This is a genomic window from Kitasatospora sp. NPDC057542, from assembly GCF_042801945.1.
Classification (GTDB): domain Bacteria; phylum Actinomycetota; class Actinomycetes; order Streptomycetales; family Streptomycetaceae; genus Kitasatospora.
In genome coordinates, this window is sequence record NZ_JBHVFE010000060.1 from 15,189 (window position 1) to 28,852 (window position 13,664).

Below are 13,664 nucleotides of genomic sequence, written 5' to 3' on the forward strand. Positions count from 1 at the left end.
CTCCGGCCATCGTCGGCGCCGCTCAGCCCATCGACTTCGCCCCGTCCAGCGACTCCCGGACGATGTCGGCGTGCCCGGCGTGCTGCGCGGTCTCGGCGATCAGGTGCAGCAGCACCCGCCGGACCGACCAGGCCGTACCCGGCGGGAACCAGGGCGCGGACGGCAGCTCATGGGCGAGGTCGAGGTCGGGCAGGGTCCGGACCAGCTCGTCCGTCCCACGGGCCACCCGCTCGTACTCGGCGAGCAGCCCGGCCAGGGTGTCGCCCTCCACCATCCGGAACTGGGCCGCCCAGGCGTCCGCGTTGTCGGGGCCGTGCTGCCCGTCCCGGCCCCGCATCGCCTCGGCGCCGCCGGTCATGAACCGCCCCCAGCGTGCCTCGGCCGCCGCCACGTGCTTGATCAGGCCGCCGAGGCTCAGCTCGCTGACCGTGGTGCGCCGGGCCGCCTGCTCGTCGGTGAGGTCCCGGACGGTGTGCCGCAGCAGTCCGCGGTGCTTGTCGAGCGTCTCGACGAGTTCCTCGCGCTCACCCATGGGCCACTTCCCCCGCCTTCCGGGTCGGCCGGTCTGCCGCCCGCCGTGTCATGAGACGTCCACCGTCTTCGGCTGCTCGCCGACCGTCCGTCCGAGGTCGATCAGCCCGAAGGCCGCGCCCTGCGGGTCGCCGACCGCCGCGAACCGGCCGAACGGGCTGTCCATCGGCCCGAAGTACACCGTGCCGCCGCGCGCCGTCAGCCGCCCGATCGCCGCGTCGGTGTCGTCCACCGCGAAGTAGACGCTGATGTACGAGGGCGCCTCGGGCGGCAGGACGCCCTCCGCTCCCATCCGGCCCAGCACCGGCCGGTCGCCGACCCGGAACATCCGGTAGTCGAACTCCTCGGAGTCCATCCTCGTCACGCCGTACGGGAAGACCGCGGGGAAGAAGGCGTCGGCCTTCGCGGGCTCGCGGGTCACCAGTTCGGCCCAGCTGTACGCGCCGGGCTCGCCCTGCTGCTCGAAGCCCTCGTACCGGCCTGCCTGCCAGACGCCGAACACCACGCCGGCCGGGTCCCTGGCGATCACCATCGTGCCGAAGTCACCGATCTGCGTCGGCCCCATGAGCACCTCACCGCCGTTGGCGCGGATCCGCGCCGCAGTGGCGGCGGCGTCCGGCGAGGCCAGGTACAGGCACCAGGCGGACTGGGCCTCCACGCCGGGCATCGGCGGCACGATCGCGGCGACCGCCCTGCCGTCCGAGTACGCCCGGGTGTAGTTGCCGAACTCCGACGAACTCTCACCGAAGGTCCAGCCCAGCACGTCGCCGTAGAAGGCCTTCGCGCCCTCCAGATCGGTGAACATCGCGTCGGCCCAACAGGGTGTGCCCTCAGGTAGCGCAGCCATCTCTCTGCCCTCGTGTGTGGCGAAGTGCGCGCGCCGGAGGGCGCACGACGGTCCCCGGCTCGCCAGCCTAGCCACGACGCGGCGCCCCCGCGCGGGATGGAGCGGGACGGACCCGCGCGGGGGCACTCCGTCAGCGGCTCACTGCCGCGGCACCGTCCCGCCCGGCGGCAGCCGCAGCGAGGCCGTGCCCAGGCCGGTCGGGCCGAGCGGCAGCACACCGGTCAGGACGGCCGCCGAGGGCTCCGGGGCCCGCTCGGGGCCGGGGACGGGCAACGGCGGCACCGCGGGCACCGGCACCGTCGGGACGACCGGCACGGTGGGAGCCGTCGGAGCCTCGTCGGCGGCCGCGGCGGCCGTCCGCCGGGCCTGCGAGGCCACCGCCAGGTCCCGTCCCGCGCCGAAGTGCCGTTCCAGGTCGGCCGTCCCGTACCGAAGACAGCCCTCGTGCCAGCTCAGGATGCCCGCGAGCCAGTTCTCCAGTTCTCCCACGTACCCGTCGAGCAGCTCCCTGGCCTCCTGTTCCAGCCCGAAGTCCTCGTACATGACCGGGAGTTCCTTCTGTGCGACGTGCCGGAACTGGCCCAGCCGCGAGTGCATCAGGTCGTCGACGATCCGGACCGCCGACTCGTAGTCGCAGTTGAAGAAGTTCTGCACCACCAGGACGGCGTTGTGCAGCTCGCCCTCGTACTCGACCTCCTTCTGGTACGAGAAGAGGTCGTTCATCATGCACGCGTAGTCCATCGCGGAGTTCTCCAGCGCGCGCATCGAGCCGTGGTCGTACACCTCCTGCGGCACGGTGTCCCCGTGGCCGAGTCGGGAGAGGCTCGTGGTGAGCTCGGAGCCGAAGGTGGAGCGGCGCATCTCCAGGTAGTCCACCGGGTCCGGAATCCGGTTCTGGATCTGGTTGGCCAGCTCCCAGATCCAGCTGTCCAGCATCGCCTCGACCGCCACCCGGAACCGGGCCCGGGCCTCGACGGCCATCGGGCCGGCGGTGCGCTCCCAGATGTCGGCGAGGCCGCGCTCCAGCGCGTTGACGGGTTCCGGTGCGGGGGTGCCGTCCACCGGCATGAACAGCGACAGCCGTGCGTTGGCGGCCTTGGCGCCGCCCAGGTCACGGGTGTGCCCGAAGGCCCGGGGGTAGTAGTCGTCGGCCCAGGTGCCCCAGAGCAGCCACGCCGACGCGATGTCGAGTCGGTCGGCCGTGGCGTCCGGGTGGATGCCGGCCGCGCAGAGCGGGAGGTCGTAGTCGCGCGTCGACTCGGCGTCCCAGATGCCGGACGCGGGAACGCCCGGTTCCACCGCCAGCAGTCCCATCCGCTCCGCCCACTCGACCACGCGCTCCCGGGCGCCGTCCAGGTGGGGGCTCAGCCGGAGCTCGTACGGCAGCTTGAACTCGGGCAGCAGGGAGGGCCCGACGGCCTGGTACGGCACGTGGCTGTACGACCGCGCCCTCCGCCCCGCCGGGCCCGCAGCGCCCCCGGCCGCCGACGCCACGCCCTTCTCCGCCGAGGCCGCCGGGGCCCCCGCGGCCGTGCTGCGCAGGATGTCCAGCGCCGAGGTGCCGATGCCGCCGATCGCGTACTGGTCCCACCAGTTACCGCCCCCGGACCCGCCCGGCAGCCCCGCCGGAGCGCCGCCCGAGCCGGGTACCACCGCTCCGCCGGAACCGCCCGAACCCGCCGCCGCCCCACCGCCGTTCATGTACCGGCTGGAGCGCAGGTGCCACTCGTGCCCGCCGGACTGCCAGTCCTGGAGGCCCTTGACGTACGCCATCACCCGGGCGCGGCCCGCCGGGTCGAGCCCGGTCTCCGCGAACAGCACCGGCAGTTCGGTGAACACGGTGTTCTCGAACTGCTGGAGCCGCGAGGTGAGCAGGTCGTTGACCGCCTCGGCGGCCTCCTGGGTGGAGCACTCCAGGAACCGCTCCAGCACCAGGATCCCGTTGCTCAGCTCGCCCTCGTCCTCCACTTCCCGCTGGTACGAGAAGATGTCGTTGCGCAGGTGCACCCCGTCGGAGAAGGCGTCCATCAGCACCCGCAGCGCCCGCGAACCCGACACCTCCTTGGGCACCTCGGCACCGGCGGCGTACTCGACCAACTGCGCGGACCAGGGCGCGCCGCCGACCTTGCGGCGCATCTCGATGTACTCGACCGGGTTGGCCACCCGGCCCTCGTTGATGTTCGCGAGCTCCCAGAGCGACTCGTTGAGCAGGTTCCGGGTGCTCTCGGCGAAGCGGACCCGCCAGTCCTCGCCCATCGCCGGCACGGTGCGCCGCCACAGGTCGGCCAGGCCCGCCTCGACCGGGTTCTCCGGCTCGGGCAGCTCGGCGGCCGGGTCGGCCGGCATGAACAGCGGCAGCCGGTCGAGGTGGGCCTTGCCCGCCTCGCGGTCGTTGGTGCGCTTGTACATGTCGAGGAAGTGGTCGTCGAAGAAGAAGACCCACACGTACCAGTCGGTGACCAGTGACAGTGCCTCGGCGGATGCGTCGGGATGGGTGTACGCGCAGAGCAGGCCGTAGTCGTGGGCCTCCAGGTCGGCCTGATCCCAGATTCCGGAACCCTCCAGCATCCCCATCTCCCGGGCCCAGGCGGTGGAATGGGCTCGCGCCTCGTCCAGATGGGGGTTGAGCCGCGCCGGGTGCGGCACGTAGAAGGACGGCAGTTCGAACGGCTGGGTCACGGCGGGCGAGCCTTTCTGGACGCGTCGATTGGACCAAGAATGACCCGCCGTCAGTTCGCTGCACCGGCACAACAGAAACAGTCATATGAAATGACTCGCCGCCTTCACGCGATATCACCCACCCGGCCGAGCGCTCTCCCGCGCCCCGCACGCCCCCACGTCCGCCCCCACGCGCACCGGGGATTCGAAGGCCGCGGAGGCCGGGGCCCGGCCTCAGGACGCGAGGCCGAGGGCGAGGGAGGCAGCGGCGGGGGCCAGGTAGACGAGGGGGAAGGGGACGTGGGCGTAGGCGCGGGCGCGGACGACGGTGATGACGGCGCCGAGGAAGTAGAGGACCACGCCGACCGCGGCCGCGTAGCCGACGGCCGGGACGACGAGGCCGGCCAGCAGGCCGAGGGCGCCGGCCGCCTTGGCGACGCCGAGCCAGGTCCACCAGGCGCGCGGAACGCCGTAGTCGGCGAGGGGCTTCACGACGTACTCGGCGCCGGCGAAGACGGAGTAGGCCGAGAAGCCGACCATGAGGGCGCCGAGGACGGTGACGACGGTGTGGGCGACGGACATTGGAGTGCTCCCCATTCGATGGCTGTTCGGTTCGACACTCCCCTGACCCGGGGCACCCGGCGGATGTGACAGGCGCGGGCAAAAAATTGTCCGCGACGACCCGCCGCAGCCTCCGCCAACCCACTCCGCCAACGAACAATGCAGCTCTGACAAGGCGTTGAACAGACAAGACTTCCCCGGCTACGGGCGTGTTGACCGCCTGCGCCAACGCCGCTTCCACCAGACTGGGCGCCGACCCGACGTCAACTCCGAGGAGGGCAAGTCCATGGACGCCACTGTTCGGCTAGCACAGCAGCCCGAGGCCGACGAACTGCTCGGACGGAGTGCGCTCGCCGCGCTCGTCGGCATGCTGCTGGACCAGCAGGTCCCGATGGAGTGGGCGTTCACCGGCCCGCTGACCATCGCCCAGCGCCTCGGCCGCGACGATCTGGACGCCCACGAGATCGCCACCTACAACCCGGAGGAGTTCGTCGCGCTCCTCTCCGCGAAGCCCGCGGTCCACCGCTACCCGGCCGCGATGGCCAAACGGGTTCAGCAGCTCTGCCAGTTCCTCGTCGCGCAGTACGACGGCGACGCCGCCGCGCTGTGGAAGAACGTCCGCACCGGCAAGGAACTGCTCAGCCGGCTCAACGCCCTGCCCGGCTTCGGCAAGCAGAAGTCGCAGATCTTCCTGGCCCTGCTCGGCAAGCAGTACGGGGTGCGGCCCGAGGGCTGGCGCGAGGCGGCCGGGGTGTACGGCGAGGAGGGCACGCACCGCTCGGTCGCCGACATCACCGGCCCCGAATCCCTGGACCTGGTACGGGAGTTCAAGCAGGAGATGAAGCGCGCCGCGAAGGAGGCGAAGGCCGCCGCCAAGCCCCGCACCACCTCCCGGACAGCCACCGCCGCCACCAGCGGCGCCCGCTGAGGCTACGGGCGGACCACAGCCGCGAAAACCGATTGCCCCGCCCCACCCCACCGGGTGACGCTTCCGGCATGACCGCAACCACCCCCGCCGCCCGCAGCGTGTCCGCCCTCTTCGCCCCCGACGGCCGCCTGATCGCCGTCCCCCGCAAGGCGGCCCGCCGGGAGCAGCTGCTGGCCCACCTCGCAGAGACCCTGTTCGAGCCGGGCCGCAGCTACACCGAGGCCGAGGTCAACGACGCCCTGCGCACCGTGCACGACGACGTCCCGGCCCTGCGCCGCTACCTGGTCGAGGCCGGGCACCTGGCCCGCCCGAAGGACGGCAGCAGCTACCAGCGGGTCGGCACCCCCGCGTAGGCGTACCGCCCACGCACCGAGGGCCCCGGCCGCGCAGCGCGACCAAGGCCCTCGACCACAGCAAGGACGTCAGACCAGGACAGCCTCGGACTCCCGCTCCGGTGCGGCGTCCTCAACCGCCGCACCCCGCTTGCGCGGCAGCGCGAACATCAGCAGGAACACCGCGAGCAGCACCCCCGCGACCCACCACATCGCGTGCACGAAGGCCCCGCCGAAGGCCGCTCCGACCGCCTCCGGCGCGACCACGTCGTCCATCGCCCCGAAGAAGGCCACCGACACCAGGCCGAGCCCGAGCGCGTTGCCCACCTGCTGCACGGTATTGATCAGCCCGGACGCCGAACCGGCGTGCTCACGCGGCACCTCCGACAGCACCGCGTCGGTGATCGGCGCGACGATCAGCCCCATCCCGAGGCCCATCACCACCAGCGGCAGCGCCATCTGCCAGGCCGTGATCGCCGTCCCGTACCGGTCCGCCTCCCAGATGTAGACGAGCACGCCCGCCGCCATCACCAGCGCGCCGCTCTGGAGCACCTTCCGCCCGAACCGCGGCACCAGCTTCTGCACCGACAGCCCGGCCGCCGTGGAGACCGCGATGGAGAACGGGATGCCGGTCGCACCGGCCTTGAGCGGGCTCCAGCCCAGCCCCACCTGCATGTAGAGGGTCCAGACCAGGAAGTAGATGCCGAGCGCCACGCCGAAGGCCAGCTGCACGCAGATCCCGGCCGCGAAGGACTTCACCCGGAACAGCGCCAGCTCCACCAGCGGCGAGCCGTCCCGCCGTGTCTTGACCTTCTCGTACGCCACGAACAGCGCGAACACCGGCAGGCTCCCGGCCATCGACAGGTAGCCCCACAGCGGCCAGCCGGCCTCCCGGCCGTGCGTCAGCGGGTAGATCAGCATCAGCAGGCCGAGGCTGGCCAGCGCCACGCCCACCAGGTCCAGCTTCAGCGCCTGGTCGGCCTTCGACTCGTCGATGAACCGGCGGCCGAGCAACAGCCCGGCGATGCCGACCGGCAGGTTGATCAGGAAGATCGGGCGCCAGGCCAGACCGAACAGGTCCCACTCGGTGAGCAGCGCACCGATCATCGGACCGGAGACCGCGCCCAGCCCGACCACCGCGCCGAACAGGCCGAACACCTTGCCGCGCTCCTCCGCCGGGAAGGTCGCGTGGATGATCGACAGCACCTGCGGCACCATCAGCGCCGCCGTCCCGCCCTGGAGCAGCCGGGTCGCGACCAGCATCTCCGGGCCGGAGGCCAGCCCGCACAGCGCCGAGGCCAGCGTGAAGCCGCCGATCCCGATCAGGAACACCCGCTTGCGGCCGTGGATGTCGCCCAGCCGGCCGCCGGTGATCAGCCCGATCGCGAAGGCCAGCGCGTAGCCGCCGGTGACCCACTGGATGGCGCCGAACGAGGCACCGGTGTCCTGCTGGATGCTCGGGATGGCGATGTTGACGATGGTGACGTCCACCAGGTCCATGAAGGAGGCGACCATCACGATCGTCAGCGCGATCCACCTCCGCCGGTCCGCTGCCGGGGTGCTCATTCCGTACTCCTCTTTCTTCTCCACGTCCACGACGCTCTTCTCCACGCCCACGACAGTAACGGCCATGTAGGTCAGGACCTGTCCCAGTTGTTCCGGCATGCTGGGTGGCATGAGCGACACCCCGGCCCGGCTGCTGAGCCTCCTGTCCCTGCTCCAGACGCCGCGCGAGTGGCCCGGCAGCGAGCTCGCCGAGCGGCTCGGCGTCAGCCCCCGCACCATCCGGCGCGACATCGACCGGCTGCGCGAGCTGGGATACCCGGTGCAGGCCAGCATGGGCGCGGTCGGCGGCTACCGGCTGGTCGCGGGCACGGCGATGCCCCCGCTGCTGCTGGACGACGAGGAGGCGGTGGCCATCGCGGTCGGGCTCCGCGCGGCGGCCGGGCACGCCGTGGTCGGCATCGAGGAGGCCTCGGTACGGGCGCTCGGCAAGCTGCTCCAGGTGCTGCCGGGCCGGCTGCGGCAGCGGGTCGGGACGCTCAACTCCGCGACCGTGCCGCTGCTCACCGGGGACGGCCCGACCGTCGACCCGGAGGATCTCACCGTGCTCGCCCGCGCCGTCACCGCCCGGGAACGGCTGCGCTTCGGCTACCGGGCGTACGACGGCGCCGAGAGCAGGCGGCAGGTCGAGCCCGAGCGGCTGGTCTCGGTCGGCCGCCGCTGGTACCTGGTCGGCTACGACCTGGACCGCGCGGACTGGCGGCTCTTCCGGGTCGACCGGCTGAGCGGCCCGACCGCCACCGGCGTCCGCTTCACCCCGCGCCCGCTCCCCGCCGAGGACGCCGCCGCGTACGTGGCGGGCAAGCTGCGCCGCCCGTCACCGAGCGGCACCGTGGTCGCCACCGTGCACGCCCCGGCCGAGCGGGTCCGCCACGGCCTCAGGCCGGGCGACTCCGAGGTCACGCCGATCGACGAGCACAGCTGCCTCCTGCGCTCCCGCTCCGACTCCCTGGAGTGGACGGCGATGCGGCTGCTGTCGCTGGACTGCGCCTTCGAGGTGCACGAGCCGCCGGCACTGCGCGAGCACCTGCGCAGGCTCGCCGCCCGCGCCCACCACGCGGCGGGCCAGGAGGGTTAGACCTCCACCCGGAACCAGCCGTTGCCGGACCGGAACCACAGCACGCCGTCCCGGCCGTACGCGCGCTCCCGGTCGAGGTCCCCGAGGACGCCCACCCGCTCGCGGCGCACCTCCCGCCAGCCCTTCCGGCTCTCCCGTTCGCACCGGATCAGCTCGCCGCCGGGCTGGAGGAACACGGCCCGGTCCCCGGCGATCGCGAAGCCCACCGGCTGCCGGGCCGGCAGCCGCATGACGACCGGCCTGGCCTCGGCGGGGTCGATCCCGGTGAGGTGGCTGCTGTCGCCGTACCAGGCCAGCCAGGCCCGCCGTCCCTCGGTGGCGGCGGCGAGGCCCTCCAGCGGGTGGTCGCCCAGGTCCTTGAAGTCCGGCCGCCAGACGATCCGCCCGGCGGTGTCCAGCCCGACCAGGCCGCACCGGCCGAGCGGGTTGTCGCCGTAGTTGCCCTCGTCCCCGAAGACCAGCCAGATCCGGCCGTCCCGGTCGGTGGTCAATGCCACGACGTCGTCGCCGAGTTGCAGCTCCCTGGTCAGCCGGCCGTCCGGCCCGAACACCTGGCCGTTGCGCTCCCAGCCGTCCGCCTGCTCGTCGGCCCGGCGCCCGGCCAGCAGCACCCGCCCGCCCGGCAGCAGCGCCAGGAGGTCCGGCGAGACCCCGGCCCCGGTGAGCGGCATCCGCCACTCGCCCTGCGGGCCGTGCACCACCACCTCGCCGTCGAACGGCAGCCGGGCGTACGGCCACGAACCGGCCGGTGCCACGTACTGCTCCGGCACCACCAGGACGGCCAGTTCCCCGTCCGGCCCCACCGTCCAGGTCAGGGCCCGGCGGCCGGCCTTCCACTCCTCCTCGGGCAGCCGCCAGACCTCGACCGGACGATCGGATACCGACACTGCTCAGACGCCGTACTCGGCGGTCAGCAGCGCCCGGCCCAGGCTGTGGAAGACGAGGTTGAAGCCCACCTGGGCCGGCGGGGTGTCGGCGGCGACGTCCAGCTTCTCCACGTCCAGCGCGTGCACCGCGAAGACGTAGCGGTGCGGGGCGCCGGGCGGCGGGGCGGCACCGTCGTACTGGTTGCCCGGGAAGTCGTTGCGGCCGTGGAAGGAGGCCTCGCCGGGCAGGCTGCCGTCCGAGGAGCCGGCGCCGCGCGGCAGTCCGGTGGTGTCGGCGGGCAGGTTGAGGGCGAGCCAGTGCCACCAGCCGGAGCCGGTCGGCGCGTCCGGGTCGTAGCAGGTGACCGCGATGCTCCGGGTGCCCTCCGGCAGGCCCGACCAGGCCAGCTGCGGCGAGAGGTTGCCGCCGGCGTGGATGAACTCCCGGCCCAGCGTGCCGCCTTCGGTGATGTCCTGGCTGCTCAGCGGGAAGGACGGCACCTGCGGCAGGAACTCGTACGGCAGCGGCGCGCGCTCACTCATGGGGTTGCCCTCTCATGGTCGGAATGACACGAGTCACTGTAGTGGGGTGCACGTCCGATCCCGCCGGACAGTGGCAGGCCCTACAGTCGAGGCATGGCCGCCAAATTCGCCCAACTGTTCGCCGACTCACGCCGCGCACTGTTCACCATGCTCGGCATCCAGGCCGTCATCTGGTCCGTACAGGTGGTCAACTGGCTGGACGACTACGGGCTGTCGCGGGAGTTCGGCCTGCGCTCGGAGCAGGTCGACGACCTGCCCGAGATGTTCACCATGCCGTTCCTGCACTTCAGTTGGAGCCACATCGAGGCCAACTCCTGGCCGCTGTTCGTGCTCGGCTTCCTGTCCGCCTACCGAGGCATGAAGAAGTTCCTGCTGGCCAGCCTGGTGATCCTGGTGTCCGGCGGGCTGCTGGTCTGGCTGCTGGAGAGCCCGAACACCGTGACGGCCGGTGCGAGCGGCATGGTCTACGGCTACCTGGGCTACGTGGTGCTGCGCGGGGTCCTGGACCGCAACGTACTGGACGCGGTGGTCGGCCTCGCCGTCGCGGTGGTCTACTCGACCATCCTGATCGGGGTGCTGCCGCTCACCCCGGGCGTCAGCTGGCTGGGCCACCTCGGCGGGCTGATCGGCGGGCTGGCCGCCGCCGTCCTGCTGCGCAACCGGCCGGCCGCGCAGCAGCCCCCGCAGCAGGCGAGCGCCCCGAACAGCCCCGGCTCCGCCCTGCTCAAGCAGCTGGACGAGCTCGGCCTGTGAGGCCGACGGGCCGCCCGGGACATCAGGTATAGACCAATCCCGGCCCTGCGGCTAGCGTGGGCCGCTCCCCCTCCCCCAGCTCCGGAGCCGCACCGTGGAGTCGTCCGTCCTCGCCTTCGCCACCGACCTGCTCGACGAGGGCGCCGACACCTTCTTCGGCAACCTCACCGACCGCGCCGGGGTCGGCGGCGTCACCCTCGCCTCGGTCTACCACGAGGCCCGCGACGTCTTCCCGCACAACCCCCGCCGGGTGGTCCGCTACCTGGAGCCGGGCGCGGCGTACTTCCGCCCCGACCCGGCCGCCTGGCAGGGCCGCCGGCTGGCCCCCCTGCCGTCCACCGCGATCGGCGACCGCGACCCCTTCGCCGAGGCCGCCGAGGAGGCCCGCCGCCGCGGCCTGAAGCTGCACGCCTGGACGGTCTTCTGCCACAACGACCGGCTCGGCTTCGCCCACCCCGACTGCTCCCCGGCCAACGCCTTCGGCGACCGCCACCTCACCGAGCTCTGCCCGGCGAACCCGGAGGTCCGGGAGTACGCCCTGACCCTGGTCGCCGAACTGGCCCGGTACGGCGTGGACGCGATCCGCGCCGAGTCCCTGCACTTCCACGGGCTGCGCCACGGCTACCACCACGAGCGCTACTTCGAGGAGCTGGGCCCGACCGCCGAGGCCCTGCTCGGGGTCTGCTTCTGCCCGCACTGCCGCGCCGCCGCCACCGGCACCGGCGTCCCGGCCGAGGAGGTGGCCGAGGCGGTCCGCACCGAGCTGCGCCGCCGGCTGGCCGACGAGTCCGCCGCCGCCGAGCCCGCCGACCTGAGCGCCCTCGCCGACGGCGCCTTCGCCGCCTACGTGGACGCCTCCGCCGCCACCGTCACCTCGCTGGCCGCCGAGCTCTCCGAGCAGGCCCGCCGGCACGGCATGCGGGTGAGCTTCATGGACGGCGGCGGCCCGGGCACGGGCTGGCTCTCCGGCATCGACCTGCCCGCCCTCGCCAGGACCGCCGACCAGATCGAGACCCTCGGCTACGCGAAGACCCCGGAGGCGGTCCGGGAGAAGATCGCCGCCTTCGCCCTGCACGGCGTCCGTCCGCAGTCCATGGCGGTGATCCTGCGCCCGATGTCCTCCGACTGCGACGGCCCGGAGAACCTCGCCGCCAAGATCACCACTCTTCGCGAACTCGGCGTCCCCGAGGTGGAGTTCTACCACTACGGCCTGATGCGGCTGTCCTCCCTGGACCGGATCGGCGCCGCGCTCTCCGGCTGACCGGCCAGCGCCGCCGCCCGGACGTCCCGAACAGGCGGCGTCGGATCTCCTCGGCCCGAGCTGCCGCCCGTCCTGGTCCTGCCGGTGCCGGTGGCCCCGGCGACCGGCCCGTGCCGGTCGGGCACGCCCGGCCGGATGCACACCCGGGCGTCCGGTGCGCGGTGCCGTCCGGCAACACCGCACCGAGGTCGAGGGCGGGACCGGCGCAGGCGCCCCTCGGCGATCTCCCGGACGGCCGGTGGGGTGAGGCCGGAGGACAGCGGTACACACTCCTGAGCGGATCGGAACGCTTCGGAACGCTTCCGCATCGGCACGAAACCCGATCGGCACCGGGGCGATGTTCGCGACATTTCCCATCAAACAGCCGCATTCGTCCACCCGCAGTTCACTCCGGCGCGCGTGGCGGGGCCGCGGCTGCTGCGCCATCCGCCGCCCAAACGGTAGGCTTTCCGTGTGATCTTCAAGCGCATCGGCAATGGGCGGCCGTACCCGGATCACGGCCGGACGAGCACCCGCCAGTGGGCTGACGTCGCCCCGCGCCCGGTGCGACTCGACCAGCTGGTGACCACCAAGGGACAACTCGACCTCGAAACCCTTCTGGCCGAGGACTCGACGTTCTACGGGGACCTCTTCGCCCACGTGGTGAAGTGGCGCGGCGACCTCTACCTGGAGGACGGCCTGCACCGGGCCGTCCGGGCCGCGTTGCAGCAGCGCCAGGTGCTGCACGCCCGCGTCCTCGAAATGGAGTGACGGACCCCCGCCACAGGGACCGTCGGACCGCCACGGGCTTTCCGGACCGCCCCTCGCCATCCGGCGGAGGGCGGTCCACCCGTACCCCCGGTACCCCCTTTCGGGTACCGGGGGTACGCCAGATGATGATCGTTTAGTACCTTCGACGGCGTACGGCACTACGCTGCTGACTACGGCCACGACCAGGGGATTCCGCCCGCACCGGGGGAAGTCCCCATCCGGCCGATCCGTCATCCCGACCCCGCCCTGGCACGAGGGGGAGACAAACCGTGAGCATGTTGACTCCCCAAGGCCTCAAGGGGAAGCAGTACCGGGTCACCGGCAATACCTACCCGCGGTTGGGGCGGCCTCCGAAGAAGAGCCGCAAGGTGATCGGCGTGCTCGCCGGCCTGCTCGCGCTGGCCCTGATCGCGCTCGGCGGCCTGCAGTTGTACGACATCTTCAGCGGCAGGAACAAGAACGCCTCGGCGCAGGCCTGCGCGACCCAGTCCGGCAAGCCGCTGGCCGCCCCGTCGCCGGGGGCCCCGGGCGACTCCGGGTCGCCCGCCGCCGCACAGGGCGACCCGCACGCGGTCCCGCAGCCCGCCGCGGTCACCGTGAACGTCTACAACGCCACCAGCAAGGCCGGTCTGGCCGGCCGGACGGCCGAGGAGCTCAAGAAGCGCGGCTTCGTCATCGGCAAGGTCGGCAACGCCCCGGCCGAGCTCGACAAGAAGGTGCCCGGCACCGCCCAGGTGATCGCCGGTCCGGCCGGCGCCGGCGCGGGCACCCTGGTCGGCTCGCAGATCGCCGGCGCCGCCGTCACCGCCGACGCCCGCACCGACGGCAGCGTGGACTTCGTGATCGGCGACAGCTACAACGCCCTGCTGGACGAGACCCAGGCGGCCGCCGCCCTCGCGCTGGCCACCAAGCCCTCCCCCGCCCCGACCACCACCGGCAGCTGCTGAGGGACACCGAAACACCGAGAGCCCCCCGGCAGACGCAGTGCCGGGG

14 protein-coding genes are annotated in these 13,664 nt (G+C 72.7%); 7 read left to right on the plus strand and 7 right to left on the minus strand.

Annotated elements, in window-relative coordinates; genetic code table 11:
• Window positions 1-22 precede the first annotated feature (22 nt).
• From ACFU7Y_RS10855 to ACFU7Y_RS10870, 4 genes are all read right to left on the minus strand, one after another.
• Complete coding sequence (locus tag ACFU7Y_RS10855; protein WP_224285133.1) at window positions 23-532, minus strand: DinB family protein; 510 nt, start codon at window positions 530-532, stop codon at window positions 23-25.
• Window positions 533-580: 48 nt separating this feature from the next.
• Window positions 581-1,378 carry a VOC family protein gene (locus tag ACFU7Y_RS10860; RefSeq protein WP_224285134.1) on the minus strand — a complete coding sequence of 266 codons (798 nt, stop codon included), beginning with the start codon at window positions 1,376-1,378 and terminating at the stop codon, window positions 581-583.
• Between the two features lie 138 nt (window positions 1,379-1,516).
• Window positions 1,517-4,057, minus strand: coding sequence for a germacradienol/geosmin synthase (locus ACFU7Y_RS10865; RefSeq protein ID WP_380767445.1), 2,541 nt, complete (start codon window positions 4,055-4,057; stop codon window positions 1,517-1,519).
• Window positions 4,058-4,270: 213 nt separating this feature from the next.
• Window positions 4,271-4,618, minus strand: coding sequence for a DoxX family protein (locus tag ACFU7Y_RS10870; protein WP_224276883.1), 348 nt, complete (start codon window positions 4,616-4,618; stop codon window positions 4,271-4,273).
• A gap of 265 nt (window positions 4,619-4,883) precedes the next feature.
• On the opposite strand from ACFU7Y_RS10870, the gene ACFU7Y_RS10875 reads away from it, so the two are divergent.
• Window positions 4,884-5,525 carry an HhH-GPD-type base excision DNA repair protein gene (locus tag ACFU7Y_RS10875; protein ID WP_224276881.1) on the plus strand — a complete coding sequence of 214 codons (642 nt, stop codon included), beginning with the start codon at window positions 4,884-4,886 and terminating at the stop codon, window positions 5,523-5,525.
• 68 nt (window positions 5,526-5,593) lie between these two features.
• Window positions 5,594-5,878, plus strand: a complete 285-nt coding sequence (locus ACFU7Y_RS10880; RefSeq protein WP_224276879.1) for a DUF2087 domain-containing protein — start codon at window positions 5,594-5,596, stop codon at window positions 5,876-5,878.
• A gap of 69 nt (window positions 5,879-5,947) precedes the next feature.
• On the opposite strand, the gene ACFU7Y_RS10885 is transcribed toward ACFU7Y_RS10880, so the two are convergent.
• Window positions 5,948-7,423, minus strand: coding sequence for an MFS transporter (locus ACFU7Y_RS10885; RefSeq protein WP_380767453.1), 1,476 nt, complete (start codon window positions 7,421-7,423; stop codon window positions 5,948-5,950).
• Window positions 7,424-7,532: 109 nt separating this feature from the next.
• Between ACFU7Y_RS10885 and ACFU7Y_RS10890 the strand changes: the two genes are divergently transcribed.
• The gene (locus ACFU7Y_RS10890) at window positions 7,533-8,498 is read left to right on the plus strand and encodes a YafY family protein (protein WP_224276877.1); all 966 of its coding nucleotides are present in this window, start codon (window positions 7,533-7,535) and stop codon (window positions 8,496-8,498) included.
• On the opposite strand, the gene ACFU7Y_RS10895 is transcribed toward ACFU7Y_RS10890, so the two are convergent.
• Window positions 8,495-9,385, minus strand: a complete 891-nt coding sequence (locus ACFU7Y_RS10895; RefSeq protein ID WP_380767448.1) for a hypothetical protein — start codon at window positions 9,383-9,385, stop codon at window positions 8,495-8,497. The genes ACFU7Y_RS10890 and ACFU7Y_RS10895 overlap by 4 nt on opposite strands.
• A gap of 3 nt (window positions 9,386-9,388) precedes the next feature.
• On the minus strand, window positions 9,389-9,907 hold the full coding sequence (locus ACFU7Y_RS10900) for a YbhB/YbcL family Raf kinase inhibitor-like protein (protein ID WP_224276872.1): 519 nt from the start codon (window positions 9,905-9,907) through the stop codon (window positions 9,389-9,391).
• A 93-nt stretch (window positions 9,908-10,000) separates the two neighbouring features.
• On the opposite strand from ACFU7Y_RS10900, the gene ACFU7Y_RS10905 reads away from it, so the two are divergent.
• The 4 genes from ACFU7Y_RS10905 (at window position 10,001) to ACFU7Y_RS10920 (ending at window position 13,618) form a co-directional block, all read left to right on the plus strand.
• A complete protein-coding gene (locus ACFU7Y_RS10905; protein WP_224276871.1) occupies window positions 10,001-10,660 on the plus strand; it encodes a rhomboid family intramembrane serine protease in 660 nt (219 codons plus the stop codon).
• Between the two features lie 94 nt (window positions 10,661-10,754).
• The gene (locus ACFU7Y_RS10910; RefSeq protein ID WP_380767451.1) at window positions 10,755-11,921 is read left to right on the plus strand and encodes a hypothetical protein; all 1,167 of its coding nucleotides are present in this window, start codon (window positions 10,755-10,757) and stop codon (window positions 11,919-11,921) included.
• Between the two features lie 453 nt (window positions 11,922-12,374).
• Entirely contained in the window at window positions 12,375-12,671 is a 297-nt protein-coding gene (locus ACFU7Y_RS10915) for a type II toxin-antitoxin system VapB family antitoxin (protein ID WP_063348635.1), read from the plus strand.
• Window positions 12,672-12,946: 275 nt separating this feature from the next.
• On the plus strand, window positions 12,947-13,618 hold the full coding sequence (locus ACFU7Y_RS10920; RefSeq protein ID WP_224276891.1) for a LytR C-terminal domain-containing protein: 672 nt from the start codon (window positions 12,947-12,949) through the stop codon (window positions 13,616-13,618).
• The last annotated feature ends 46 nt before the right edge of the window (window positions 13,619-13,664 follow it).

Coding starts and splice junctions, on each gene's coding strand:
- ACFU7Y_RS10855 (WP_224285133.1), bottom strand. CDS start 532: ATGGGTGAGCGCGAGGAACTCGTCGAGACGCTCGACAAGCACCGCGGA.
- ACFU7Y_RS10860 (WP_224285134.1), bottom strand. CDS start 1,378: ATGGCTGCGCTACCTGAGGGCACACCCTGTTGGGCCGACGCGATGTTC.
- ACFU7Y_RS10870 (WP_224276883.1), bottom strand. CDS start 4,618: ATGTCCGTCGCCCACACCGTCGTCACCGTCCTCGGCGCCCTCATGGTC.
- ACFU7Y_RS10875 (WP_224276881.1), top strand. CDS start 4,884: ATGGACGCCACTGTTCGGCTAGCACAGCAGCCCGAGGCCGACGAACTG.
- ACFU7Y_RS10880 (WP_224276879.1), top strand. CDS start 5,594: ATGACCGCAACCACCCCCGCCGCCCGCAGCGTGTCCGCCCTCTTCGCC.
- ACFU7Y_RS10885 (WP_380767453.1), bottom strand. CDS start 7,423: ATGAGCACCCCGGCAGCGGACCGGCGGAGGTGGATCGCGCTGACGATC.
- ACFU7Y_RS10890 (WP_224276877.1), top strand. CDS start 7,533: ATGAGCGACACCCCGGCCCGGCTGCTGAGCCTCCTGTCCCTGCTCCAG.
- ACFU7Y_RS10900 (WP_224276872.1), bottom strand. CDS start 9,907: ATGAGTGAGCGCGCGCCGCTGCCGTACGAGTTCCTGCCGCAGGTGCCG.
- ACFU7Y_RS10905 (WP_224276871.1), top strand. CDS start 10,001: ATGGCCGCCAAATTCGCCCAACTGTTCGCCGACTCACGCCGCGCACTG.
- ACFU7Y_RS10920 (WP_224276891.1), top strand. CDS start 12,947: ATGTTGACTCCCCAAGGCCTCAAGGGGAAGCAGTACCGGGTCACCGGC.